A 23826-nucleotide genomic window follows, 5' to 3' on the forward strand; every position below is an offset into this window, starting at 1 on the left:
CCTCGCAACGTCGCCGCTGTGCTCAATTGCCCCCAGGACAAGCGGCACGCGGAACCCTGATCTACGCTAACAGTCGCATCTAGCAACTGCCCAGAACCCACGCAAGGAGCCCGCATGACGGTGTCGCCACCCAACCTGATCGTCTGCCTGGGGCTTGCGCTGCTGCTTGGCTGCGGCGAGAAGAAAGCCGCCGCACCCGACCTGCCCAGGGTGGCGGTGCAACAGGTCAAGGCCGGCGACTTTGCAGCCTCCGTGACCCTCACCGGCGATGTTCAGGCACGGGTGCAGGCCGACCTGTCGTTTCGCGTGGGCGGCAAGATCATCGAGCGCAACGTCGACGTGGGCGATCACGTCAGCGCCAATCAGGTGCTGGCGCGCCTGGACCCCAAGGACCTGCAAACCAATGTCGACTCGGCCAAGGCCGAGGTCTTCGCCGAACAGGCTCGCGTGACCCAGACTTCCGCCGCCTTCGTGCGCCAGCAGAAGCTGCTGCCCAAGGGCTACACCAGCCAGAGCGAATACGACGCGGCCCAGGCCGCCCTGCGCAGCAGCCAGAGCGCGCTCAAGGCCGCCCAGGCGCAACTGGCCAACGCCCGCGAACAACTGAGCTACACCGCGCTGATCGCCGAGGCGCCCGGGGTGATCACCGCGCGCCAGGCCGAGGTGGGGCAGGTGGTGCAGGCCACCGTGCCGATCTTCACCCTGGCCCGCGACGGCGAGCGCGACGCGGTGTTCAACGTCTACGAATCGCTGCTGATGGCGCCACCCACCCAGCAGGCGATCATCGTCAGCCTGCTCGACGACCCCAAGGTGCAAGCCAAGGGGCACGTGCGTGAAATCACCCCGACGGTCTCGGCGCAAAGCGGCACGGTGCAGGTCAAGGTGGGCCTGAGCGAGGTGCCGCCAGCCATGCAGCTGGGCTCGGTGGTGAGTGCCACCGCCAGGGCCGAGGGCACCCCGAGCATCGAGCTGCCGTGGTCGGCGCTGACCAAGGATGTGCATGACCCGGCGGTGTGGCTGGTGGGCCAGGACAACAAGGTCAACCTGCGCAAGGTCAAGGTGCTGCGCTACCTCACCGGCAAGGTGGTGGTGGGCGACGGCCTCAAGGGCGGCGAAACCGTGGTGATTGCGGGTGGGCAGCTGCTGCACCCAGACATGCAGGTGGAAGTGGCAGACCCAGCCGATATCGGGGTGACGCAATGAGAACCCTGTGGCTGATGTTCGCTTGTGTGTTGCTGGCTGCCTGCGCCGATGACGAGCCGCCGCCCGAGCCGGTGCGCCCGGTGCTGTCCCAGGTGGTGCAGGCGCAGGACCAGGCGCGCCTGGGGCGCTTTGCCGGCTCCATCCAGGCGCGCTACGAAAGCACCCTGGGCTTTCGCGTGGGCGGGCGCATCGCCCGGCGCTGGGTGGATGTGGGCGCCACGGTGAAGGCCGGCGACACCCTGGCCACCCTCGACCCCACTGACCAGCAGAACCAGTTGCGTGCCGCCGAAGGCGACCTGGCCAAGGTGCAGGCGCAGTGGATCAACGCCCAGGCCAACGCCCGTCGTCAGCAGCAGCTGTTCGACCGGGGCGTGGGGGCCCAGGCCCAGCTGGACATCGCCCAGACCGACCTGAAGACTACCGGCGCCTCGCTCGAACAGGCCAAGGCGGCGGTCAACCAGGCCCGCGACCAGCTCGGCTACAGCACCTTGCAGGCCGACCACCCCGCCGTGGTCACTGCCTGGCAGGCCGAGGCCGGGCAGGTGGTCACCGCCGGCCAGGGCGTGGTCACGCTGGCGCGCCCGGACGTCAAGGAGGCGGTGATCGACCTGCCCGCAGGCCTGGCCGACGAACTGTCGGGCGAGGTGAAGTTCCTGGTGGCCGCGCAGCTCGACCCCAGTGTGAACACCAGTGCCGTGCTGCGCGAGATCGAGCCCCAGGCCGACGCGGCCACGCGTACCCGGCGCGCGCGCCTGACCCTGGCCGACACCCCCGAGGCCTTTCGCCTGGGCACGGCCATCAGCGTCACCCTGAGCTCGGCGATCCAACCGCGCAGCGAGCTGCCGTTGAGCGCCCTGCAGGAGGTCGACGGGCACACCCGGGTATGGGTCGTCGACCCGCAGCAGCATACGGTTTCATTGCGTGACGTGAAGGTCAGCGAGCGGCTGGACAACAGCGTGGTGCTCAGTGCCGGCCTGCAGCCGGGCGAGCGTGTGGTCACGGCGGGGGTCAACAGCCTCAAGCCTGGCCAGAAGGTAAAAATCGATGAGGAAGGCCCGCGATGAAAGGAAGCTTCAACCTGTCGGAATGGGCACTCAAGCACCAATCCTTTGTCTGGTACCTGATGTTCGTCGCGTTGCTGATGGGGGTGTTTTCCTATTTCAACCTGGGCCGTGAGGAGGACCCCTCGTTCACCATCAAGACCATGGTCATCCAGACCCGCTGGCCCGGCGCCACCCAGGACGAGACCCTGCTGCAGGTCACCGACCGCATCGAGAAGAAACTCGAGGAACTGGACTCGCTCGACTACGTGAAAAGCTACACCCGGCCCGGCGAGTCGACGGTGTTCGTCAACCTGCTCGATACCACCAAGGCTGGCGACATCCCGCAGATCTGGTACCAGGTGCGCAAGAAGATCCAGGACATCCGCGGCGAGTTCCCCCAGGGCATCCAGGGCCCCGGCTTCAACGACGAGTTCGGCGATGTGTTCGGCTCGGTATATGCGTTCACCGCCGATGGCATCTCGATGCGCCAGCTGCGCGATTACGTCGAGCAGGTACGTGCAGAAATCCGCGAGGTGCCGGGGCTGGGCAAGGTCGAGATGATCGGCCAGCAGGACGAGGTGCTGTACCTGAACTTCTCCACCCGCAAGCTGGCGGCCCTGGGCATCGACCAGCGCCAGGTGGTGCAGGCGTTGCAGGCGCAGAACGCGGTGACCCCGGCCGGGGTGATGGAGGCCGGCCCCGAGCGCATCTCGGTGCGCACCACTGGCCAGTTCGCCTCGGAGAAAGACCTGGAGCAGGTCAACCTGCGCCTGGACGACCGCTTCTATCGCCTGGCCGATATTGCCGAGATCAGCCGCGGCTACGCCGACCCGCCCACGCCGATGTTCCGCTACGACGGCAAGCCTGCCATCGGCCTGGCCATCGGCATGAAGAAGGGCGGCAACATCCAGGCCTTCGGCAAGCAGCTGCACGAGCGCATGGAGGCCGCCACCGCCGACCTGCCGGTGGGCGTGGGCGTGCACACCGTGTCGGACCAGGCGGTGGTGGTCGAGGAGGCCGTGGGCGGCTTTACCAGTGCGCTGTTCGAGGCGGTGGTGATCGTGCTGGTGGTCAGTTTCATCAGCCTCGGGGTGCGTGCCGGGCTGGTGGTGGCCTGCTCGATCCCGCTGGTGCTGGCCATGGTGTTCGTGTTCATGGAGTACAGCGGCATTACCATGCAGCGGATCTCCCTCGGCGCGCTGATCATCGCGCTGGGCCTGCTGGTGGATGATGCGATGATCACCGTGGAGGTGATGGTCACGCGGCTGGAGAAGGGCGAGAGCAAGGAGCAGGCGGCCACGTTCGCCTACACCTCCACCGCCTTCCCGATGCTCACCGGCACCCTGGTGACGGTGGCGGGTTTCGTGCCCATCGGCCTGAACGCCAGCTCTGCGGGCGAGTACACCTTCACCCTGTTTGCGGTGATCGCCGTGGCGCTGCTGGTGTCGTGGGTGGTGGCGGTGCTGTTCGCGCCGGTGCTGGGGGTGCACCTGCTCAGCGCCAAGGTCAAGGCCCACGACGCCGAGCCCGGGCGTATCGGTCGCGGTTTCAACCATGGCCTGCTGTGGTGCATGCGCCACCGCTGGATCACCATCATCGGCACCGTGGTGCTGTTCGCCCTGGCGGTGTTCAGCATGCGCTTCGTGCAGAACCAGTTCTTCCCGTCCTCGGACCGCCCGGAGATCCTGGTGGACCTCAACCTGCCGCAGAACGCCTCCATCGACGAGACGCGCAAGGCGGTGGACAAGCTGGAGGCGACCCTCAAGGACGACCCGGACATCGTGCGCTGGAGTACCTACATCGGTCAGGGCGCGATCCGTTTCTACCTGCCGCTGGACCAGCAGCTGGAGAACCCGTACTACGCCCAGCTGGTGATCGTGAGCAAGGGCCTGGAGTCGCGCGAGGCGCTCACGGCGCGCCTGAAGGAGCGCCTGCGCAAGGACTTCGTCGGCATCGGCAGCTACGTGCAGTCGCTGGAGATGGGCCCGCCGGTGGGGCGGCCGATCCAGTACCGGGTCAGCGGCAAGGACATCGACCAGGTGCGCAAGCATGCGATCGAACTGGCGGCGCTGCTCGATGGCAACTCCCATGTGGGCGAGATCATTTACGACTGGAACGAGCCGGGCAAGGTGCTGCGCATCGACATTGCCCAGGACAAGGCGCGCCAGCTTGGGCTGTCGTCCGAGGACGTGGCCAACCTGATGAACGGCATCGTCAGCGGCTCGCCGGTGACCCAGGTGAACGATGACATCTACCTGATCGACGTGATCGGGCGCGCGGTGGACAGCGAGCGTGACTCGCCGCAGACCCTGCAGAACCTGCAGATCGTCACGCCCAGCGGCACCTCGATTCCTTTGTTGGCGTTTGCCACGGTGCGTTACGAGCTGGAGCAGCCGCTGGTGTGGCGGCGTGACCGCAAGCCGACCATCACGGTCAAGGCGGCGGTGCGTGACGAGATCCAGCCGACTGACCTGGTGGCGCAGCTCAAGCCGCAGATCGACGAGTTTGCGCGTAAGTTGCCGGCCGGTTATCAGGTGGCGACGGGGGGCACGGTGGAGGAGAGCGGCAAGGCCCAGGGGCCGATTGCCAAGGTGGTGCCGTTGATGCTGTTTCTGATGGCGACGTTCCTGATGATTCAGCTGCACAGTGTGCAGAAGCTGTTCCTGGTGGCGAGCGTGGCGCCGCTGGGGTTGATTGGCGTGGTGCTGGCGCTGATCCCCACGGGTACGCCGATGGGGTTCGTGGCGATACTGGGCATTCTGGCGCTGGCGGGGATCATCATCCGCAACTCGGTGATCCTGGTGACGCAGATCGATGCGTACGAGGCCGATGGGTATGCGCCGTGGGATGCGGTGGTGGAGGCCACGGACCATCGTCGCCGGCCGATTCTGCTGACGGCGGCGGCGGCGAGCCTGGGCATGATTCCGATTGCGCGGGAAGTGTTCTGGGGGCCGATGGCCTACGCGATGATTGGCGGCATCATTGTCGCCACGTTGCTGACCTTGCTGTTTTTGCCGGCGCTGTATGTGGCCTGGTACAAGATCAAGGAGCCGCAGCGCGAGTGATGGCCCGTTCGCTGGCCGGCCTGCCCCTGTAGGAGCCGGCCTTGCCGGCGAAAGCCGTTGCACGGTTCAAAGCCAGATGGCATCCCAGTGCGGATAGTCCCCGATGTTTTGCACGAGCCCGGCCCGTAGAGGATTGGCCACGATGTAACGTGCCACTGCCTAGACATCCTCATCCTTGCGCAGCGCGCGATCGTGAAAGCCGTGTTGCCAAAGACGACCTTTTCGATGGAATGTCTTGTTCACCAGGCAGGTACTGCGGGATTTGATCCTGCGCATCAGCGACGCCAAAGTGCCGTGTTGCAGTTCGATCAGCCAATGCAGGTGATCTGGCATTAGCACCCAGGCCAGTGACTTGGCCAGGCGCTGGTGCTGGGCGTACTGCAGTTGCTCGACCATCAGGCGGGCGATTTGGAAGTCGCTGAAAACCGGGTGCCGGTTCTCGACCACACTGGTGAGCAGGTACAGCCTGCCGGGTTCGGAGAACCGGCCGCGCCGCAGGAGGTGAGCGTTTGAACGATCCATGTCAGTTTCCTTGAAAGGTAGAGATTTCAAGGTAGCTGTGGCGTTGTTGGTGAGACGTATGGCTTTGGTTCTTAATGTGTTCGGCCTGGCCTCTTCGCCGGCAAGGCCGGCTCCTACAGGTAGGGCGTCGTCTGTAGGAGCCGGCGTTGCCGGCGAAGCAGTCGACGCTGCTCAACGCCTGGCCGTTTCATCCTGGCTGTGTGGGCAGTTATCGAAGGTGCAGAGTAGTTGGCTATTGATGTGTTCTGGCTGGCCTCTTCGCCGGCAAGGCCGGCTCCTACGGGTAGGGCGTCGTCTGTAGGAGCCGGCGTTGCCGGCGAAGCAGCCGACGCTGCTCAACGCCTGGCCGTTTCATCCTGGCTGTGCGGGCAGCTGTCGAAGGTGTAGGTAGTTGGTTATTGATGTGTTCGGCCTGGCCTCTTCGCCGGCAAGGCCGGCTCCTACAGGTAGGGCGTCGTTTGTAGGAGCCGGCGTTGCCGGCGAAGCAGCCGACGCTGTCCAACGCCTGGCCGTTTCATCCTGGCTGTGCGGGCAGCTGTCGAAGGTGCAGGTAGTTGGTTATTGATGTGTTCTGGCTGGCCTCTTCGCCGGCAAGGCCGGCTCCTACGGGTAGGGCGTCGTCTGTAGGAGCCGGCCTTGCCGGCGAAGCGATCATCGCTTGTTCAACCCCCGCGCCAACCGGTCCCCGCCCAGCTGGATCAACGCCACCAGCACCACCAGCATCACGATCACCGTCAGCATGATCTGGCTGTCGAAGCGCTGGTACCCGTACCGGTACGCGATGTCCCCCAACCCTCCGGCACCAATCGCACCAGCCATCGCCGACGAATTGATCATGGTCACCAGGGTGATGGTGAAGCCGCCCACGATGCCCGGCAGCGCCTCGGGCAACAGCACATGCCAGACGATGTGCCAGCGCCGGCACCCCATCGCCTGCGCCGCCTCGATCAGCCCGTGATCCACCTCGCGCAGGCTCACCTCGGCAATGCGCGCAAAAAACGGTGTGGCCGCAATCGTCAGCGGCACCACCGCCGCCCACACGCCATACGTGGTGCCCACGATCAGCCGCGTGAACGGGATCAACGCCACCATCAGGATCAGAAACGGTATCGAGCGAAACAAGTTGACGAACGCCCCCAGCACGCGGTTAACCAGCGGCGCCTCGTAGATGCCGCCCTTGCCGCTGGTTACCAGGATCACCGCCAGCGGAATGCCCGCCAGCAACGCGATCAGCGACGACACGCCCACCATCAGCAGGGTGTCGAGCACCCCCTGCAACAATCGATCAAACCACATAGCCCAGCACCTCCACCTGCGCCGCCCACTGGCGCGCCCGTTCGATCACCTGCGCATGCCCGTGCGCCGAGTTGGCCACCGAGACCACCAACTGCCCCAGCGCACGTTCCTGGATCGGTTCGATACCGCCCTGCAGCAGGCTCACCTGGCCGCCCAGCAACGCGAACAGCGTCGACAGTTCCGGTGCCTCGCGGTCGCGCCCGCTGACGCGCAGGCGCAGAACCAGCGCGGCCTGCGCATTCGGCGCCTCGGGCAGCAGGCGGGCCTGCAGGTGCTGCGGCAAGGCTGGCTGCAGAGGGGCCAGCAAGGTCTTGCTGACCGCGTGCTGCGGGTCGCCGAACACCTGCCACACCGCCCCCTGCTCGACGATGCGCCCGCGCTCGAGCACCACCACGCGATGGCAGATATCGCGGATCACCGCCATCTCGTGGGTAATCAGGATGATGGTCAGGCCCAGGCGCTGGTTGATGTCGCGCAGCAGCGCCAGGATCGAGCCGGTGGTCTCCGGGTCCAGCGCCGAAGTGGCCTCGTCGCACAGCAGAATCTGCGGGTCGTGCACCAGCGCGCGGGCAATCCCCACGCGCTGCTTCTGCCCGCCCGACAACTGCGCCGGGTACACCCCGTGCTTGTCCTGCAGGCCCACCAGCTCCAGCAGCTCGGCCACCTTGCGCTGGCGCTGGGCCTTGGGCACGCCGGCCACCTTAAGCGGCAGCTCGACGTTCTGCCACACGGTCTTGGCCGACATCAGGTTGAAGTGCTGGAAGATCATGCCGATACGTCGGCGCAACGCCACCAGGTGGTCCTCGTTGTGCTCGCCGATGTCGACCTGGTCGATCAGCACCCGGCCGCTGCTGGGTTGCTCCAGGCGGTTGAGGGTGCGGATCAGCGACGACTTGCCGGCGCCGCTGCGGCCGATGATGCCGAAGATCTCGCCGCGCTGGATGTTCAGGTCGATGTCCGCCAGCGCCGCCGTGGCCTGCCCGGGGTAGGTCTTGTTGACGCCGATCAGGCGCACTTGCGCGCTGCTCAACTCAGGGTGCAGCGCGTGCCGTGGCGCGGGCTGTGCAGGTGGGCTGGGGTGCGCCGTCTGGCGGGCGGTGGCAGCACTCATCTCAGCTCTCCCAGCCCGGCTGGTAGAGCTTGCCGTAGGCTTTGTCGAGGGCTGCGCGCACCACCGGCGAGTGCTGGTAGATATCCACGAACCTGGCCAGGCGCGGGTCGTCCTTGCTCTGCGGGCGGATCACGAACTGGATCACGTATTCCTTGTGCTCCACGCCGTCGAACATCAGTGCCGAACCTGCATCGAAGGTGTTGGCCAGGCGGATGTAGTGCGGGTAGCCCTGCACCAGGTCGGCGTCGTCATAGGCACGTACCAGTTGCACGGCCTCGACCTGCAGGATTTTGAGCTTTTTCGGGTTGGCGACGATGTCGTCCTCGGTGGCCTTGTAGCCCACCCCCGGCTTGAGCGTGATCAGGCCGGCCTTGGCCAGCAGTTGCAGGCCGCGTCCGCCGTTGATCGGGTCGTTGGCGATGGCGGCGGTGGCGCCCTGGGGCAGCTCGTCGAAGCTTTTGTACTTTTTCGAGTACAGCCCGACATTGTTGATGATGCCCGGTGCATACGGCACCAGCGTCGAGCCCGCCGCGGCGTTGGCGTTTTCCAGGAACGGGATGTGCTGGAAGTAGTTCACGTCGAGGTCGCCGGCGGCGAGGCTGACGTTGGGCGCGATCCAGTCGCTGAACTCCACCAGTTCCACCTTGAGGCCCTGCTTCTTGGCCTCGTCCACGGCCGCTTCCAGGGCCGGGGCGAAGGCTGCGGTGGTGCCGACCTTGAGCGGTGCATCGTTGGCATGGGCGCCACCGATCAGGCCGAGGGCCAGGGCCAGGGCCGCGACAGGGCGGGCCAGAAATGTCTTAAGCATGCGGTTGCGCTCCAGTCGGGTTGAGGGTGCGATAGCCCGCGCCGGTGTGGTCGGCGGGCAGGTGCGGGCCGGCGGCGAAGAGTTTTTCGCGCAGGCTGCCGTCGGTGTAGGCGGTCTTGTACGAACCGCGACGTTGCAGCTCGGGGATCACCAGGTCGATGAAGTCCTCATAGCTTTCCGGGGTGACGGTGCGGGCCAGGTTGAAGCCGTCCAGGCCGGTCTCCTCGACCCAGCGCTCCAGTTCGTCGGCAACCTGGGTCGGCGAGCCGACCAGGGTGATGTAGCGCCCGCCCAGGGCGTGCTGGTCGAGCAGCTTGCGCCGGGTCCAGTCGTTGTTCTGCAGGTGCTTGGTGGCGGACTGGATGGCGTTGCTCTTGACGTACTGGATCGGCTCGTCCAGGTCGTATTCGGCAAAGTCGATGCCGGTGGAGCTGGCAAAGTGCGCCACGCCGGCCTCGGGGCTGGCATGGCGCAGGTACTCGGCGTGCTTGGCGCGGGCCTGCTCCTCGGTGCGGGCCACGATCACGGTGAGGCCCATGAACACCTTCACCGCGTCGCCATCACGCCCGGCCGCCGTGGCCGCGGCGCGCACCTTGTCGACCTGGGCGCGGGTCGCGGCCTTGTTCTGGCCACTGATGAACACGCATTCGGCATGCTGCCCGGCAAACGCCAGGCCACGCTCGGAGGCGCCGGCCTGGAACAGCACCGGGGTGCGCTGTGGCGACGGTTCGCACAGGTGATAACCCTCCACCCGGTAGAATTCGCCGTGGTGCTGCACCTTGTGCACCTTGGCCGGGTCGGCGTACACGCGCTGTTCGCGGTCATTGCGCACGGCGTCGTTTTCCCAGCTGCCTTCGAGCAGCTTGTACAGCACCTGCAGGTATTCGTCGGCCTGGTCGTAGCGCCGGTCGTGCTCGGGCTGCGCGTCCAGGCCCATGGCCTTGGCCGCGCTGTCGAGGTAGCCGGTGACGATGTTCCAGCCCACCCGACCATTGCTCAGGTGGTCGAGGGTCGAGAGCCTGCGCGCGAACAGGTACGGCGGCTCGTAGGTGAGGTTGGCGGTGAGGCCGAAACCCAGGTGGCGGGTGACCGCGGCCATCGCCGAAACCAGCAGCAGCGGGTCGTTGACCGGCAGCTGGATGGACTCCTTGAGTGGCACATCGACCGACTGCTGGTACACGTCGTACACCCCGACGATGTCGGCGATGAACAGGCCGTCGAACAGCCCGCGCTCGAGCAACCGCGCCAGGTCGGTCCAGTACTCGAGGGTCTTGTACCGGGTCGAGGTGTCGCGCGGGTGCGTCCACAGGCCGTGGTTGATATGCCCCACGCAGTTCATGTTGAACGCGTTGAGCAGGATCTTCTTTTTCGCCATCAGATAGTGCCCCGCAACGGTGGGTTTTCATCGTTGAGGTAGAAGTTGCCGATGGCGTGGTACTTCCAGCGCACCGGGTCGTGCAGGGTGTGCACGCGGGCGTTGCGCCAGTGGCGGTCCAGGCCGTGTTCGGCCAGGGTGGCCTGGCTGCCGGCCAGTTCGAACAGCGTGCTGCCGGCGGCCAGGGAGATCTCGGTACTGATGGCGCGCGCCTCGGCCACGGCGATGGAGGCCGCCGCGACGGTGTCGGCATCGGTCTCGGCCTGGGCTCGGTCGAGGTATTCGCCGGCGCGTTCGAGCAAGGCTTCGGTGGCATGCAGGCGGATCGCCAGGTGACCGAAGGACTTGAGCGTCAACGGGTCGTCGACTGCCTTGTCGATACCCGAGTCGATCCATGGCCGGGTGCGCGTGCGCACAAAATGCAGGGCATCTTCATAGGCGGCGCGGGCGATGCCGGTGTCGATGGCGGCGTGCAGAATCTGCGCCAGCGGGCCGACCGGGGTCGGGCGCTCGAAGGCGCTCTGGAACGGCACCACATCGTCGGCCTCGACACGCACGTTGTCGAACACCACCGAGCCACTGCCGGTGGTGCGCTGGCCGAAGCCGCTCCAGTCGTCGATCACGTCGAGCCCGGCGCTGTCGGCGGGCACGAAGGCCAACTGTTGCACGCCCTGTTCGTCGATCACCGAGGTGGGGATGCGCTGCGCGTACAGCGCGCCAGTGGCGTAGAACTTGCGGCCGTTGATGCGGTAGCCGTCACCGTCACGGGTGAGGGCGGTGGTGCGGTCGTGGGCGGTCTTGGTGCCCAGTTCGGCCAGGGCGTTGCCGAAGCGCCTGCCGGCCAGCACCTCGGCGTAAAGGCGCGCCTGTTGCGGCGGGCTGCCGTTCACGCGCAGCACTTCAAGGGCGTAGAAATGGTTCTGCGGGATCTGCCCCAGCGAGGCGTCGGCCTGGGCGATACGGGCGATGACCTTGGCCAGGGTGACGTTGGACACGCCTGCGCCACCGAAGGCTTTCGGCACGCTGATGCCCCACAGGCCCGAGCGCGAGAACAGTGCCAGTTCCGGGTGCGGCAGGCGGCGTTCGCGGTCGCGCTCGATGCTGTCGCGGCGCAGTTGTTCGGCAATCTGTTCGGCAGTTTCCAACGCCTGGGCATCAGAAGAGATGACCGCCACGAGATCGTGCGGTTGCGGCAATAGGCTCATGAGAGGGCTCCAGTGGTCTGGTCAGATCCAGGAATGCCGGGCAGGCAGGGTCGCGTTGAGGTGGTAGGCGCCCACGGCGTGGTACTTCCAGCGCACCGGGTCGTGAAGGGTGTGCACGCGGGCGTTGCGCCAGTGCCGGTCGAGGTTGAACTCGGCCAGGGTGGCGCGGCTGCCCGACAGCTCGAACAGCTTCTCGCTGGCCTGCAGGGCAATCTCGGTGGTCAGCACCTTGGCTTCGGCCACGGCAATCGAGGCACGTGCGGCAGCGGCGGCGTCGATGGGCGCGGCGTTGACCTCGTCGAGCACGCGCGCGGCGCGGCCGAGCAGCGCCTGGGCGGCATGCAGTTCGAGGGTCAGGCGGCCGATGTCGGCAATCACATAGGGGTCGTCACTGGCGCGATCGACCTTGGCGTCGACCCACGGCCGCGCGCGTTCGCGCACGAAGCTGATCGCATCGGCCACTGCGGCCTCGGCGATGCCGGCGTCGATGGCGGCCTGCACCAGCTGCGAGGCGGCGCCCTGGATGTTGGGGCTGTCGGCCTGGCGCCAGTTGTCGAGCACCAACTCCGCGTCCACCGGCACTTCGTTGAGCAGCACCGTGCCGCTGGCGGTGGTGCGCTGGCCGAAGCCGGACCAGTCGTCGACGATACGCAGGCCCGGGCTGCCACGGCGCACGAAGGCCATGACCTGGCGCCCGTCGTCGTTCAGCGCCTTGACTGCCACCCAGTGGGCGAACAGCGCGCCGGTGGAATAGAACTTCTGCCCGGTGAGCAGAAAGTGATCGCCCTGGCGCACGGCGCGGGCCTTGAGTTCGAGGGTGTTCTTGCTGCCGCGCTCGGGGCCGGCATTGCCGATGCGCCAGCCGTCGAGCACCGACTTGAACAGCAGGTGCTTCTGGCGTTCGTTGCCGGTGTTCTTGACCTGCTGGAGGATGCCGAACTGGTTCTGCGGGATCTGCCCCAGGGCCGGGTCGGCCGCACTGATGATGCGGAACACCTCGGCGATGGTGGCGAAGGAAACGTCCGGCCCGCCGTGCTCGCGCGGGATGCTGATGCTGCCCAGGCCGCTGCGGGTGAACTGCTCGATCTCGGCCCACGGCAGCTTGCGCTGCTGGTCGCGGCGGGCGGCCTGCAGGCGCGCGGCGGCGGCCAGTTCATGGGCGGCCTCCAGGGCCTCTGCGTCATTGCGCAGGACCTTGGCCGGCAGCAGTAATGGGGCGTTGTCCAGATCGCTGTGGACTGCGTCGTGTACCAAGCTGGACATCAGTACCGCTCCTTGGCTGCACTCAATGCCCTGGCGTTGCGCACTGGGGTGATTGTGTTCCTGACCATACCTACCTCACGTATTGGAAACGTCGCCGTGATCGATATGGGCGACAGAAATGCGCTGGTCCGGTGGTCCGGTCTATATACCCTAAGCGTGTATAAAAATTAAATAAACTAACCTTTAGGAATATGCATAGAAGTGCCTCCGCGGCCCTTGGCCGAACACCCGCAGGCGCACGGCCGGGGCCCACTGCGAGCAGTTGCCGACCTTGTCCAGAATGCAGTAGCTGGCGTCCAGGTGCTCGTCGTTGCCGGCTTCCAGCAGCACTTGGGTCGGGATCAGGCCCTGTATCGGGCAGCCGATACCGTCGCCGGGCAGTGGCGCCAGGTCGATGCGCAGGTCGGCCCAGCGCAGGGTGATCGCATCGCCTTCGGCCATGTGCCGGTACGGCGCGATGTTGAACGGTACACCCTGCCCGCAGCGGCTCAGATCCAGCCCTTGGCGCAGCAGCCGGCCAGGCAGGCGCAAGGGCGTCAGGTGCGGGTTCTCCGGGGTGGTCACGTAGCCGCCGGGGCAGTTCAGCTTGACCGCTACCTGCAATGGCGCGGAGCGTCGCGGGTGCTGGCCGGGCTGGAGCAGGCGGTAGTGCAGGGTGTTGAGCCCCGGGTAGAGCATCTGCCTGGGCACGGCGAGGGCGATCGAGGTGCCGGGCTCGCCGGCGCGCAGTAGATGCGCGGCCACGTAGCGGTTGCCCCAGAACAGCTCCAGCAGGTCGCCGGCCTGCAGGGTCGGTGCGGTCTGGATGCTGGCTTGCAGGTGGCTGGCGGTGTGCACGCCAATGCCATGGGGCGCGATATGGAGCAGGGCGGGGGGCGGCAGTTCAGATCCTTTGGCTGCGCGGTGCATGGTCCGTTTCCTTGTGCGGGTGGTGGCACGAGGCTTTGGTTATTGGCTGGATCGGCAGGTGAGTCAAGGTGCCCGATGGCCGTGACCGGGCAGTCGGCAGCGCTTCAGAGCGGTCCTACCCGAAGCGGCATGGGGGCTGTGGATAAACTCGGATTTGTCTGTGCTCGGGCGGCAGATAAAAATACAGGGTTGACATTAGGTTATTCTTGAATGATCGTGTGTCCACGATTCATGGACTGTGGACAAAAATCTGGCCATGCTTAAAAGTCAGGATTTACTGTTGATGTTCAAGATCGCCAGCCTTCATGCGCAGGATGCTCTGTCGGGCTCCTCGAGTATTGCCTGGGGGGGGTTGTCTTCCATTGATCTTCTCGACGAAGACTGTGTGCAGGAGCCACAGGCCATTTCGACTCCGCCGCGTGATGAATTGTGGAGCGACATATCGGTCACGATCAAACGCATCATCGATGCAGAGTCATTCGGCTGGGCCGGGTGGCAGGCTGTTGACGATACTGTCTCAGTGAAATCAGAGGTGAGTTGGGCGGACCGCTATACCGTCAGGGCACTCTCTGGTGCGCTGGGGCTCAGCAAGAGCGAAATCTCGAATTCGTTGGCTCGGTGCCGAGAGGCCGGGCTGGTAAAAAACGATTATGAAACGTCGTTGCCCAAGGTTAACCGACTTGCTTTGCTGCGCATCACCGAGCATGCCCTCAAGTACTTCTTTCCAGCCAGAATCGGGACGCTGGTGCGGGGTATTCCCACAGGCTTTTCCGCTCCGGTGCTTTCCAGGCATCTCAAAAGCGCTGGCAGTGTCATCTATGTATGGCCCGACCCGCAGGGGACCGAACGGGGGCAGGCTGTCGAGCCGCTGTACAAGAGTGTGCCTGCAGCGGTGAAAGCTGACCGAACGCTTTACCACTATATGGCGCTGGTGGACTCCATCAGGATGGGTGGGCCACGCGAAGTCGAAGTTGCCGTTCAGCTTCTCAAAAAAGGTATGAGTCTTTGAATTCCGCCTCTGAACATAACTACGCGATGTTGAGTGCTGTTGCTGAAGGCTTGGGCGATGAGCTCTTGAAGGAGGTCGCTTTCGTGGGCGGCTCTACCACCTGGCTGCTGTGCACAGATGACATCGTGTTGGACGATATCCGCAGTACAGATGACGTTGACCTGGTCATTGAACTCGGCGGAATTGCCGATTGGGAAAGGCTGACCGAGCGCTTGGCGATTCAGGGTTTCAAGATCACAGCAGAGCGGAGCGATGTGACTTGCCGGTTCGTGTTCAATGACGTGACAGTCGACGTTATGCCGTCTGTCGAGGCGGTTCTGGGTTATGAAAACCGTTGGTTTGTAGACGGCCTGGCGAACGCCGATATCGTCACTCTTCCCAGCGGAATCGCAATAAAAATATTCAAGCCGGCATATTTTGTCGCCACAAAACTTGAAGCCTTCAAAGGCCGTGGCAACGGTGATGCTTTCCACAAGGACGTCGAAGATATCGTTCTTGTGGTGGATGGTCGCGAGCGGTTGCTGGAGGAGGTGGCCCAGGCAGATCACGTGTTGCGCGCGTATATTGCGTCCGGCATTGCCGCGTTGCTGGGCATTGCTTCATTTGAGTATGTCATCGAAAGCCTGCACTCAGTTCGTGCGAACCCAGGCCGCGGAAAGCTGATTCATGACCGCCTGAAGCAGCTGAGCAACGTCGCGTGATCTTCTTTTCTCGGACTGTGAAAGGACAGGCCAGAGAGGATAACCGTGATGCGCTGGGCGCTTTGTTTGATGGGGTTCGTGGTGTTTTCGTCATAGCCGATGGTACGTCCAGGCCCGGAAGTGGCGACTTGGCGCGCACACTGACCAATCATCTGATCAATGATTACCAGAACAGGCTGGCGCAGGGTTTTTCTGATTCGAGCCGTGAGTCCGTTGCATTGCTGCTCCGGGGGCTGATGCAAGACGCACACGCTTCACTTTATTCCAATGGGTTTGAAGGATCGGCCAGTTACCTGGTCGCTGTCGTTGTTGCAGGTTTTCTTGCCGTTGCCTATGAGGGTGACTGCTGCGCTGGCGTAGTGATGTCTGGCGGCACTGTCAGTTGGCTCACTGCGCCTCACTGCCTTGCTAACTGGCGGCGAGATCGCAGCCACCGGCAACTGGCAACGGACTCGGGCAGACATCACATAAGCCGCTGTTTCAAACCGAGAAAACAGCCTGACCCGGAAATCGTCACCAGGGCGATGGGAAAAGGTGAAAAGCTGGTGTTGGCAACGGATGGATTCTGGGCTGATCTGAGTGACATGGTTCAGGCTCGATTGCTTGAGGCCGATTGGACCGCCGCTCCCGAGGTTGATGACGATGCAAGCTGGATCGTCGTGCAAATGCCTGCCTGAAGCTTCGAGCAGAGTTCGGTGATTTAGGCGTGGCCCTGCGCGCCGAGAAACTTGCCCAGAAACTGGCGTGTGCGTTCTTCCTTCGGCGCGGCGAACAGGGCCTTGGCCTCGCCCTGTTCGACGATCACGCCCTTGTCGAAAAAGATCACCCGGTTGGCCACGTCGCGGGCGAAGTTCATTTCGTGGGTGACGATGATCATGGTGCGGTTTTCCTGGGCCAGGCCGCGAATGGTCGCCAGCACCTCGCCCACCAGCTCGGGGTCCAGCGCCGAGGTGGGTTCGTCGAACAGGATCACCTGCGGCTCCATGGCCAATGCCCGGGCAATGGCCACGCGCTGTTGCTGGCCACCGGACAGGCGCCGCGGGTAGGCATCCTCCTTGCCCGCCAGGCCGACCTTGGCCAGCAGCGCACGGCCCAGGGCCAGGGCCTTTTCGCGGGGGGCCTTCTTGACCACCAGCGGCCCCTCGATGACGTTCTCCAGGGCGGTGCGGTGCGGGAACAGGTTGAAGTTCTGGAACACGAAACCGACCTGCTGGCGCAGGTGGCGAATCAACGTGGCCTGCTTGGCCAGCGGACGGTCGCCGTCGATCTCGATGTCGGCCACACGAATGCGTCCGCTGCTGGGGGTCTCCAGCAGGTTCAGGCAGCGCAGGAAGGTGGTCTTGCCCGAGCCGCTGGGGCCGATGATGGCGATCACTTCACCGGCCTCGACCGTCAGGCTGATGTCGTCGAGCACGGTCAGGCCGTTGAACTGCTTGCTCAGGCGGGTGACTTCGATCATGCCTCAGGGCTCCAGGTCATGGCGGTTGACCCGCGCTTCCAGACGGTTCTGCAGGTGGGCCAGCGCGCTGGCCAGCACCCAGTAGATCAGGGCGGCGGCCAGGTACATGGTGAAGATCTCGAAGGTGCGTGCGGTAATCAGCTGGGCCTGGCGGAACAGCTCCGGCACCTGGATGGTGGCGGCCAGCGCGGTGTCCTTGACCAGCGAGATGAAACTGTTGCCCAGCGGCGGCAGGGCGGTGCGCGCGGCCTGCGGCAGGATCGCGCGGCGCATCGCCTGGCCGCGGGTCATGCCGATGCTGGCGGCGGCCTCCCACTGGCCGCGGTCGATGGAGCTGATCGCGGCGCGCAGGATTTCACAGGCATAGGCGGCCATGTTCAGGGAAAACCCGATCAGCGCCGCGGGCAGCGGGTCCAGCTCGATGCCCAGCTGCGGCAGGCCGTAATAGATCATGAACAGCTGCACCAGCAGCGGCGTGCCGCGAAAGAACGACACATAGACCCGCGCCGTCCAGCTCAGCAGCTTGATCGCAGACAGGCGCATCAGCGCCAGGCCGAAGCCGATCAACAGGCCGAAGAACATCCCGCCCAGGCTCAGGAACACCGTGAAGTAGGCGCCCTTGAGCAGAAAGGGCGCGCTGTCCAGGGCCAGTTGCAGGCTCTCTTCGATCATTGCGTCACGTCAGCACTGAAATACTTCTCGGAAAGCTTTTTCAGCGTGCCGTCGGCGCGCAGTTTGTCGAGGGCCTTGTTGATCGCGTCGAGCAGTTCCGGCTCGCCCTTGCGCAGGGCCACGCCGGCTTCCTGGCGCGAGAAGGCGTCGCCGGCGGCGATGGTGTCCTTGGCTTTTCTGGCGTATTCCAGTGCCGCCAGGCGGTCGATCAGGATGGCGTCGATGCGGCCCACGCGCAGGTCCTGGAACTTGCTCGGGTCATCGTCGTAGGTCTTGATGATGGCCTTGGGCACGTTGTCCTTGAGCCATTGCTCGTAGTTGGTGCCCAGGCCCACGCCCACCTTCTTGCCGGCCAGGTCCTGTGCGGTCTTGATGGTGTCCTTGTTCTTGGTCAGCACCAGGGCCTGGATGCCGGAAACGGTGTAGGGCTCGGAGAAGTCGTATTTCTTCTTGCGCTCGTCGGAGATGGTCACCTGGTTGACCACGATGTCCAGACGCTTGGATTCAAGGGCGGCGAGGATGCCGTCCCACTTGGTCGGCTGCAGCCTGGCCTTGACCCCCAGCTCCTTGGCCAGGGCCTCGGACAGCTCGACCTCGAAGCCGGTCAGCTTGCCGTCGGTGTCGACGAAGCTGAATGGCGGGTAGGTGCCCTCCAGGCCGACACTGATGCTGCCGCTGTCCTTGATCTTCTGCAATTGCTCGCCGGCGACCGCCTGGCCAAGCAGGCCCAGGCCAAGTACCAGGGCAGCCCCTGTGCCCAGCAACTGTTTACCGAATACGGAAATCGTCATGACTGGCCCCGCTGATATCAATTAAGCCGTTATTGGTTGACTGCTCCAGACCTCAGGGTAGGCGAATAATGCAGGTGCCCCACCGGTATGCAGAAAAATCAGCGGGCCTTCGTCGAAACGCTGGCGCGCGATGCCATCGAGCAGCCCGGCCATGGCCTTGCCGGTGTACACCGGGTCCAGCAGCAGGCCCTCGTGGCTGGCCAGCAGGCGGATGGCGGCCAGGGTGCCGGCATTCGGTTCGCCGTAGCGCGGCGCGAAGTACTCGTCCCACAGTTCGACCTTGAAGGCGTCAGGCAGGTCGATGCCCAGCAGCTCGGCGGTGCGTTCGGCCAGGCCCTGTACCTTGGGACGCTGGGCCTCGTCGCTGCGCGACACGGTCACGCCGATCAGCGGCAGTTGCGGCAGCGCTTCGGCCAGCGCCAGGCCCAGGCCGCTGTGGGTGCCCGCACTGCCGGAGGCCAGCACCACCCCGGCGAAGGTCTGCCCGCTGCGGGTGATCTGCTCGGCCAGCTCCAGCCCGGCGCGCACATAGCCCAGGGCGCCACGCGCATTGGAACCGCCAATCGGCACGATGTAGGGCTTGCGTCCGCTGGCATGCAGGCGCACGGCCAGCGCCTGCAACTGGTCATCGGCATCGTCGAGGTTATCCACAAGCTCGACCCTGGCGTCGAACAGCTCCAGCAGCAGGCGGTTGCCGTTGTGCTGGTAGGCGGGGGAATCGGTGCCGATGGGGTTTTCCAGCAGGGCCACGCAGCCCAGGCCCAGTTGCGCGGCCAGTGCTGCAGTCTGGCGCACGTGGTTGGACTGGATGGCGCCGGCGGTGATCAGCGTATCGGCACCGCTGGCCAGCGCGTCGGCGGCCAGGTACTCGAGCTTGCGCAGCTTGTTGCCGCCCAGGGCCAGCGGGGTGAGGTCGTCGCGCTTGATGTAGATGTCGCGCCCGGCCCAGGCCGACAGGCGTTCGAGCCGGTGCAGCGGGGTGGGTGCATCGAGCAAGGGCAGGCGTTTGAAGCGTTCGAGCTGGTGTTCGATCATGGCATCGGGCTGACTGGGGAAACTTCGACTATAGGCAGCCGTGGGCGTCTCTTCCACTGGGCCGGCTTATGCCGGATTTATAGCCAAAGTGCATAAAGGGATATTTTTTCCGCCGTGGCCATTTGCCGTAAAGTGATCCGCAACAAGGCGGCCACCCCCTCCACAAGCCGCCGCCGCGTCAGGAGAGACAACCGTGAGCGACAACGCGCAAACAGGCCATTGGCAGTTGCAAACCCTCGTCAGCCAGCTGCGTTCAGCCCGTGACCAATGGCGCAGCCGCAATGGCCGCAGCAGTGGCGAGCAGGGCGGGCGCGAGCTGCCCTCGCGCGAGGCGATGCGCCAGATTCTCGAGCAGCTGTGCGGCGCGCTGTTCCCCATGCGCCTGGGCCCGGTGGACCTGCGCGAAGAGAGCGAAGACTTCTATGTGGGCAACACCCTGGACGCGGCGCTGACCGCATTGCTGGCCCAGGCGCGCCTTGAGCTGCGCTACGCCGCGCGCCAGGGCAAGGCCGAGTCGCTGGAGATTGACGCCCAGGCGCTGCGCCTGATCCAGGATTTCGCCGCCGCCCTGCCGGGCCTGCGCACGTTGCTCGATACCGATGTACTGGCGGCCTATCACGGCGACCCGGCGGCGCGCAGCGTGGACGAGGTGCTGCTGTGCTACCCCGGCGTGCTGGCAGTGATCCACCACCGCCTGGCGCATTACCTGTACCGCGCCGGGCTGCCGCTGCTGGCGCGCATCAGTTCGGAGCTCGCGCATTCGGCCACCGGCATCGACATTCACCCCGGCGCGCAGATCGGCCCGAGCTTCTTCATCGACCATGGCACCGGTGTGGTGATCGGCGAGACGGCGATCATTGGCGAGCGGGTGCGTATCTACCAGGCGGTGACCCTGGGCGCCAAGCGGTTCCCGGCGGACGAGTCGGGGCAGTTGCAGAAGGGCCAGCCGCGCCACCCGATCGTCGAGGACGACGTGGTGATTTACGCCGGCGCGACTATTCTGGGGCGTATCACCATCGGCAAGGGCTCGACCATCGGCGGCAATGTGTGGCTGACCCGCAGTGTGGCGGCAGGCAGCAACCTGACCCAGGCCAATCTGCAGCATGATGATGGGACGCAGAAGTAGATCTTCAGTGTTTTTGAAGGCCTCATCGCGGGCCGAGCCCGCTCCCACAACGATCACCGCTGTTGTTGTGGGAGCGGGCTTGACCCGCGATGGGTCGCACCGTAACCCCCATCCATGTTTAACTTGAACGCTCGTTCAACTTAAACGGTGGTCCGCTGCCGGTGTTCAACAGGAGGAAACCCTTTGCTGAACCCGTACAACTCAACCCTCACACACCCCCGCGAGGTGCACACGCAATGAGTGCACCGTCTTCGAATACCCCCAGCACTATCCGCATGAACCCCCCGGTGTTCTATTTTGCCGCCAGCTTCATCCTGCTGTTCGGCCTGGCCGTGATCAGCAACCCGCAGGTGGCCGGTGAATGGCTGCTGGCGGCGCAGAACTGGGCCGCCAACACCGTGGGCTGGTACTACATGCTGGCGATGACCCTGTACCTGGTCTTCGTGGTGGTCACCGCCTTGTCCGGCTACGGCAAGATCAAGCTCGGTGCCGACCACGACGAACCCGAGTTCAGCTACCTGTCGTGGGCCGGCATGCTGTTCGCCGCCGGCATCAGCATCACGCTGTTCTTCTTCTGCGTCTCCGAACCCCTGACCCACCTGCTGCAGCCGCCCCAGGGCGAAGCCGGCACCGCCGAGGCCGGGCGCCAGGCGATGCAGCTGCTGTTTCTGCACTGGGGCCTGCACGGTTGGGGCGTGTTCGCCTTCGTGGGCATGGCGCTGGCCTATTTCGCCTACCGCCACAACCTGCCGCTGGCGCTGCGTTCGGCGCTGTACCCGCTGATCGGCAAGCGCATCAACGGCCCCATCGGCTACGCGGTGGACGGCTTCGGCATCATCGCCACGGTGTTCGGCCTGGGCGCCGACATGGGCTTTGGCGTGCTGCACCTTAACTCGGGCCTGGACTACCTGTTCGGCATCCCGCACACCCAGTGGGTGCAGGTGATCCTGATCAGCCTGATGATGGGTGCAGCGGTGGTGGTGGCCATCGCCGGGGTCGACAAGGGCGTGCGGGTGATGTCCGACATCAACATGGTGCTGGCCTGCGCACTGCTGCTGTTCGTACTGTTCGCCGGGCCTACCCAGCACCTGTTCAACACCCTGATCCAGAACCTGGGCGACTACCTGGGCGCGTTGCCGCGCAAGAGCTTCGACGTGTACGCCTACAACGAACCGAGCGACTGGCTGGGCGGCTGGACGGTGTTCTACTGGGCCTGGTGGATTGCCTGGGCGCCGTTCGTCGGGTTGTTCATCGCACGGATTTCCCGCGGGCGCACCATCCGCGAGTTCGTGTTCGGCGTGCTTCTGATTCCGCTGGGCTTCACCCTGGCGTGGATGTCCATCTTCGGTAACAGCGCGATCCTGCAGGTGCTCAATGGCGCTACGGCGCTGGGGCAGTCGGCGCTGGAAAACCCCTCGATGAGCCTGTACCTGCTGCTGGAAACCTACCCGTGGAGCAAGGTGGTGATCGCGGTCACGGTGTTCATCAGCTTCGTGTTCTTCGTCACTTCGGCCGACTCGGGCACGGTGGTGCTCTCGACCCTGTCGGCCCGTGACGGCAGCCCGGACGAGGACGGCCCCAACTGGCTGCGGGTGTTCTGGGGTGCGATGACGGCGCTGGTGACCAGCGGGCTGCTGTTTGCCGGCAGCATCGACTCGCTCAAGTCGGCGGTGGTGCTGACCTCGCTGCCGTTCTCGGTGATCCTGCTGGCGATGATGTGGGGCCTGCACAAGGCGTTCTACCTGGAGTCGCAGCGTCAGATCGCGCAGATGCACTCGCTGGCACCGTTCGCCAACTCGCGGCGCGGGCGTGGCGGCTGGCGGCATCGCCTGAGCCAGGCGGTGCACTTCCCCTCGCGGGACGAGGTGTACCGGTTCATGGATGACGTGGTGCGCCCGGCGATTGCCGAGGTGACCGACGTGTTTGCCGAGAAGGGCCTGAATGTCATCACCCAGGAAGACCCGAGCCACGACAACGTGAGCCTGAAGATCGGCCATGGCGAAGAGCAGCCGTTCATCTACCAGGTGCAGATGCGCGGCTACTTCACGCCATCGTTCGCACTGGCAGGGCTGGGCACGCAGGAGTTGAAGAACCGGCGCTACTACCGCGCCGAGGTGCACCTGAGCGAAGGCAGCCAGGATTACGACCTGGTGGGCTACAGCAAGGAGCAGATCATCAACGACATCCTCGACCAGTACGAGCGTCACCTGCAGTTTTTGCATATGGTGCGTTAGGGCTGCCGGCCCCTTCGCCGGCAAGGCCGGCTCCTATCAGGAGCCGGATTTGCCGGCGAATGCCCCCCTCTTGCCAGCTACGCCCAACGGGGTGTTTTCATACCTTGATTCGTACCACGTAGTACGTAATCAATGGCCGCGGCGCACCGCCTCAAAACGGCTTGTCGCCCAGAATAGTCGCCCGATGCATTACCCGCCGCTGCGGTCGGTAATCGTCCACCGCGTAATGCTGCGTTACGCGGTTGTCCCAGAACGCCACGTCGTTTTCCTGCCAACGCCAGCGGATGGTGAACTCCGGGCGCGTGGCGTGGGCGAACAGCAGTTTCAGGATCGCCTCGCTCTCGGCCTCGCCCAGTTCGTTGATGCGGGTAGTGAAGCCTTCGCTCACGAACAGCGATTTGCGCCCGCTCACCGGGTGCGTGCGGATCACCGGGTGCGACAGCGGCGGGTTGTTGCGCCGCGCCGCTTCCCAGCGCGCCAGGTCTTCGGCGGTGTTGCCAAAGCGCTCCAGCGGAAACGACTTGGTGAAGTCGTGGGTGGCGGTCAGCCCGTCGAGCAGCTGGCGCAGCGGCGCCGACAGTGCCTCATAGGCGGCAATGCCGCTGGCCCACAGGGTGTCGCCACCATAGGCCGGCAACTGCTTGGCGCTGAGCACCGCACCCAGCGCCGGGGTGGGCAGAAAGGTCACGTCGGTATGCCAGATGGCGTTGTCGCGTACATCGGTGACGGCCGTGTCGAGCACCAGCACCTGTGGCGTTTCGGGCACGTTGGGGTAGATGGGGTGAATGTGCAGGTCGCCGAAACGCGCGGCAAAACTGGCCTGCTGCTGCGGGGTCAGCGGCTGCTCGCGAAAGAACAGCACCTGGTGCTGGAGCAGCGCCTGCTCCACGGCGTCACGGTGTTCACGGCTGATCTCGCGGGTCAGGTCGATGCCGCTGATCTGGGCGCCGAGCGCGGGGCTCAGCGGGGTAATGGTCAGGCTCATGTCGGTCTCTTTGT

At 65.0% G+C, this 23826-nt stretch carries 20 protein-coding genes and 1 pseudogene; 8 read left to right on the forward strand and 13 right to left on the reverse strand.

Annotated features, from left to right (window positions below; genetic code table 11):
• Positions 1–114: 114 nt before the first annotated feature.
• From NP552_RS07045 to NP552_RS07055, 3 genes are read left to right on the forward strand one after another with little or no spacing between them, the layout of a single operon-like run.
• Positions 115–1203 (forward strand): efflux RND transporter periplasmic adaptor subunit, encoded by a 1089-nt coding sequence (locus tag NP552_RS07045; RefSeq protein WP_043861586.1) that lies wholly within the window; start codon positions 115–117, stop codon positions 1201–1203.
• Positions 1200–2267 carry an efflux RND transporter periplasmic adaptor subunit gene (locus tag NP552_RS07050; RefSeq protein ID WP_043861587.1) on the forward strand — a complete coding sequence of 356 codons (1068 nt, stop codon included), beginning with the start codon at positions 1200–1202 and terminating at the stop codon, positions 2265–2267. The genes NP552_RS07045 and NP552_RS07050 overlap by 4 nt, the downstream gene beginning before the upstream one ends.
• Positions 2264–5311 carry an efflux RND transporter permease subunit gene (locus tag NP552_RS07055; protein WP_043861588.1) on the forward strand — a complete coding sequence of 1016 codons (3048 nt, stop codon included), beginning with the start codon at positions 2264–2266 and terminating at the stop codon, positions 5309–5311. The genes NP552_RS07050 and NP552_RS07055 overlap by 4 nt, the downstream gene beginning before the upstream one ends.
• Positions 5312–5377: 66 nt before the next feature.
• Here NP552_RS07055 and NP552_RS07060 read toward each other — a convergent pair.
• The 8 genes and pseudogenes from NP552_RS07060 to NP552_RS07095 form a co-directional block, all read right to left on the reverse strand.
• Positions 5378–5833: pseudogene (locus tag NP552_RS07060) on the reverse strand (REP-associated tyrosine transposase).
• Between the two features lie 651 nt (positions 5834–6484).
• Positions 6485–7129, reverse strand: coding sequence for a methionine ABC transporter permease (locus NP552_RS07065; protein ID WP_054915900.1), 645 nt, complete (start codon positions 7127–7129; stop codon positions 6485–6487).
• Positions 7119–8240: a methionine ABC transporter ATP-binding protein gene (locus tag NP552_RS07070; RefSeq protein WP_043861591.1), complete on the reverse strand. Its 1122-nt coding sequence runs from the start codon at positions 8238–8240 to the stop codon at positions 7119–7121. The genes NP552_RS07065 and NP552_RS07070 overlap by 11 nt, the downstream gene beginning before the upstream one ends.
• 1 nt (position 8241) lies before the next feature.
• Positions 8242–9048, reverse strand: coding sequence for a MetQ/NlpA family ABC transporter substrate-binding protein (locus NP552_RS07075; RefSeq protein ID WP_043861592.1), 807 nt, complete (start codon positions 9046–9048; stop codon positions 8242–8244).
• On the reverse strand, positions 9041–10423 hold the full coding sequence (locus tag NP552_RS07080; protein ID WP_236177224.1) for an LLM class flavin-dependent oxidoreductase: 1383 nt from the start codon (positions 10421–10423) through the stop codon (positions 9041–9043). The genes NP552_RS07075 and NP552_RS07080 overlap by 8 nt, the downstream gene beginning before the upstream one ends.
• Positions 10423–11628, reverse strand: a complete 1206-nt coding sequence (locus NP552_RS07085) for an SfnB family sulfur acquisition oxidoreductase (protein WP_274096594.1) — start codon at positions 11626–11628, stop codon at positions 10423–10425. The genes NP552_RS07080 and NP552_RS07085 overlap by 1 nt, the downstream gene beginning before the upstream one ends.
• Positions 11629–11649: 21 nt before the next feature.
• Entirely contained in the window at positions 11650–12891 is a 1242-nt protein-coding gene (locus NP552_RS07090; RefSeq protein ID WP_054915904.1) for an SfnB family sulfur acquisition oxidoreductase, read from the reverse strand.
• Between the two features lie 183 nt (positions 12892–13074).
• Positions 13075–13800 carry a hypothetical protein gene (locus tag NP552_RS07095; protein WP_088514096.1) on the reverse strand — a complete coding sequence of 242 codons (726 nt, stop codon included), beginning with the start codon at positions 13798–13800 and terminating at the stop codon, positions 13075–13077.
• A gap of 256 nt (positions 13801–14056) precedes the next feature.
• On the opposite strand from NP552_RS07095, the gene NP552_RS07100 reads away from it, so the two are divergent.
• The 3 genes from NP552_RS07100 to NP552_RS07110 are packed head-to-tail and all read left to right on the forward strand — an operon-like array spanning position 14057 to position 16187.
• Positions 14057–14809: a hypothetical protein gene (locus NP552_RS07100; protein WP_043861597.1), complete on the forward strand. Its 753-nt coding sequence runs from the start codon at positions 14057–14059 to the stop codon at positions 14807–14809.
• Positions 14806–15510, forward strand: a complete 705-nt coding sequence (locus tag NP552_RS07105; RefSeq protein ID WP_213606698.1) for a hypothetical protein — start codon at positions 14806–14808, stop codon at positions 15508–15510. Before NP552_RS07100 ends, NP552_RS07105 begins: the two co-directional genes overlap by 4 nt.
• Positions 15507–16187, forward strand: coding sequence for a PP2C family protein-serine/threonine phosphatase (locus NP552_RS07110; RefSeq protein WP_274096595.1), 681 nt, complete (start codon positions 15507–15509; stop codon positions 16185–16187). The genes NP552_RS07105 and NP552_RS07110 overlap by 4 nt, the downstream gene beginning before the upstream one ends.
• Positions 16188–16210: 23 nt before the next feature.
• Here the strand turns inward: NP552_RS07110 and tcyN are convergent, their stop codons facing one another.
• From tcyN to NP552_RS07130, 4 genes are read right to left on the reverse strand one after another with little or no spacing between them, the layout of a single operon-like run.
• Positions 16211–16969 (reverse strand): L-cystine ABC transporter ATP-binding protein TcyN, encoded by a 759-nt coding sequence (gene tcyN / locus NP552_RS07115; RefSeq protein ID WP_274096596.1) that lies wholly within the window; start codon positions 16967–16969, stop codon positions 16211–16213.
• A gap of 3 nt (positions 16970–16972) precedes the next feature.
• Positions 16973–17641: a cystine ABC transporter permease gene (tcyL, locus tag NP552_RS07120; protein ID WP_088514101.1), complete on the reverse strand. Its 669-nt coding sequence runs from the start codon at positions 17639–17641 to the stop codon at positions 16973–16975.
• Entirely contained in the window at positions 17638–18432 is a 795-nt protein-coding gene (gene tcyJ / locus NP552_RS07125) for a cystine ABC transporter substrate-binding protein (protein WP_043861601.1), read from the reverse strand. Before tcyJ ends, tcyL begins: the two co-directional genes overlap by 4 nt.
• 21 nt (positions 18433–18453) lie before the next feature.
• The gene (locus tag NP552_RS07130; protein ID WP_274096597.1) at positions 18454–19467 is read right to left on the reverse strand and encodes a D-cysteine desulfhydrase; all 1014 of its coding nucleotides are present in this window, start codon (positions 19465–19467) and stop codon (positions 18454–18456) included.
• A 193-nt stretch (positions 19468–19660) separates the two neighbouring features.
• Between NP552_RS07130 and epsC the strand changes: the two genes are divergently transcribed.
• Together epsC and betT are read left to right on the forward strand one after the other, a co-directional pair.
• The gene (gene epsC, locus NP552_RS07135; RefSeq protein ID WP_274096598.1) at positions 19661–20593 is read left to right on the forward strand and encodes a serine O-acetyltransferase EpsC; all 933 of its coding nucleotides are present in this window, start codon (positions 19661–19663) and stop codon (positions 20591–20593) included.
• Between the two features lie 236 nt (positions 20594–20829).
• Positions 20830–22827, forward strand: a complete 1998-nt coding sequence (gene betT / locus NP552_RS07140; protein WP_054915907.1) for a choline transporter BetT — start codon at positions 20830–20832, stop codon at positions 22825–22827.
• Between the two features lie 151 nt (positions 22828–22978).
• Here the strand turns inward: betT and tauD are convergent, their stop codons facing one another.
• Positions 22979–23812 (reverse strand): taurine dioxygenase, encoded by an 834-nt coding sequence (gene tauD, locus NP552_RS07145; protein ID WP_054915908.1) that lies wholly within the window; start codon positions 23810–23812, stop codon positions 22979–22981.
• Positions 23813–23826 lie beyond the last annotated feature (14 nt).

This window comes from Pseudomonas sp. 8209, assembly GCF_028682105.1.
Lineage (GTDB): Bacteria > Pseudomonadota > Gammaproteobacteria > Pseudomonadales > Pseudomonadaceae > Aquipseudomonas > Aquipseudomonas palmensis.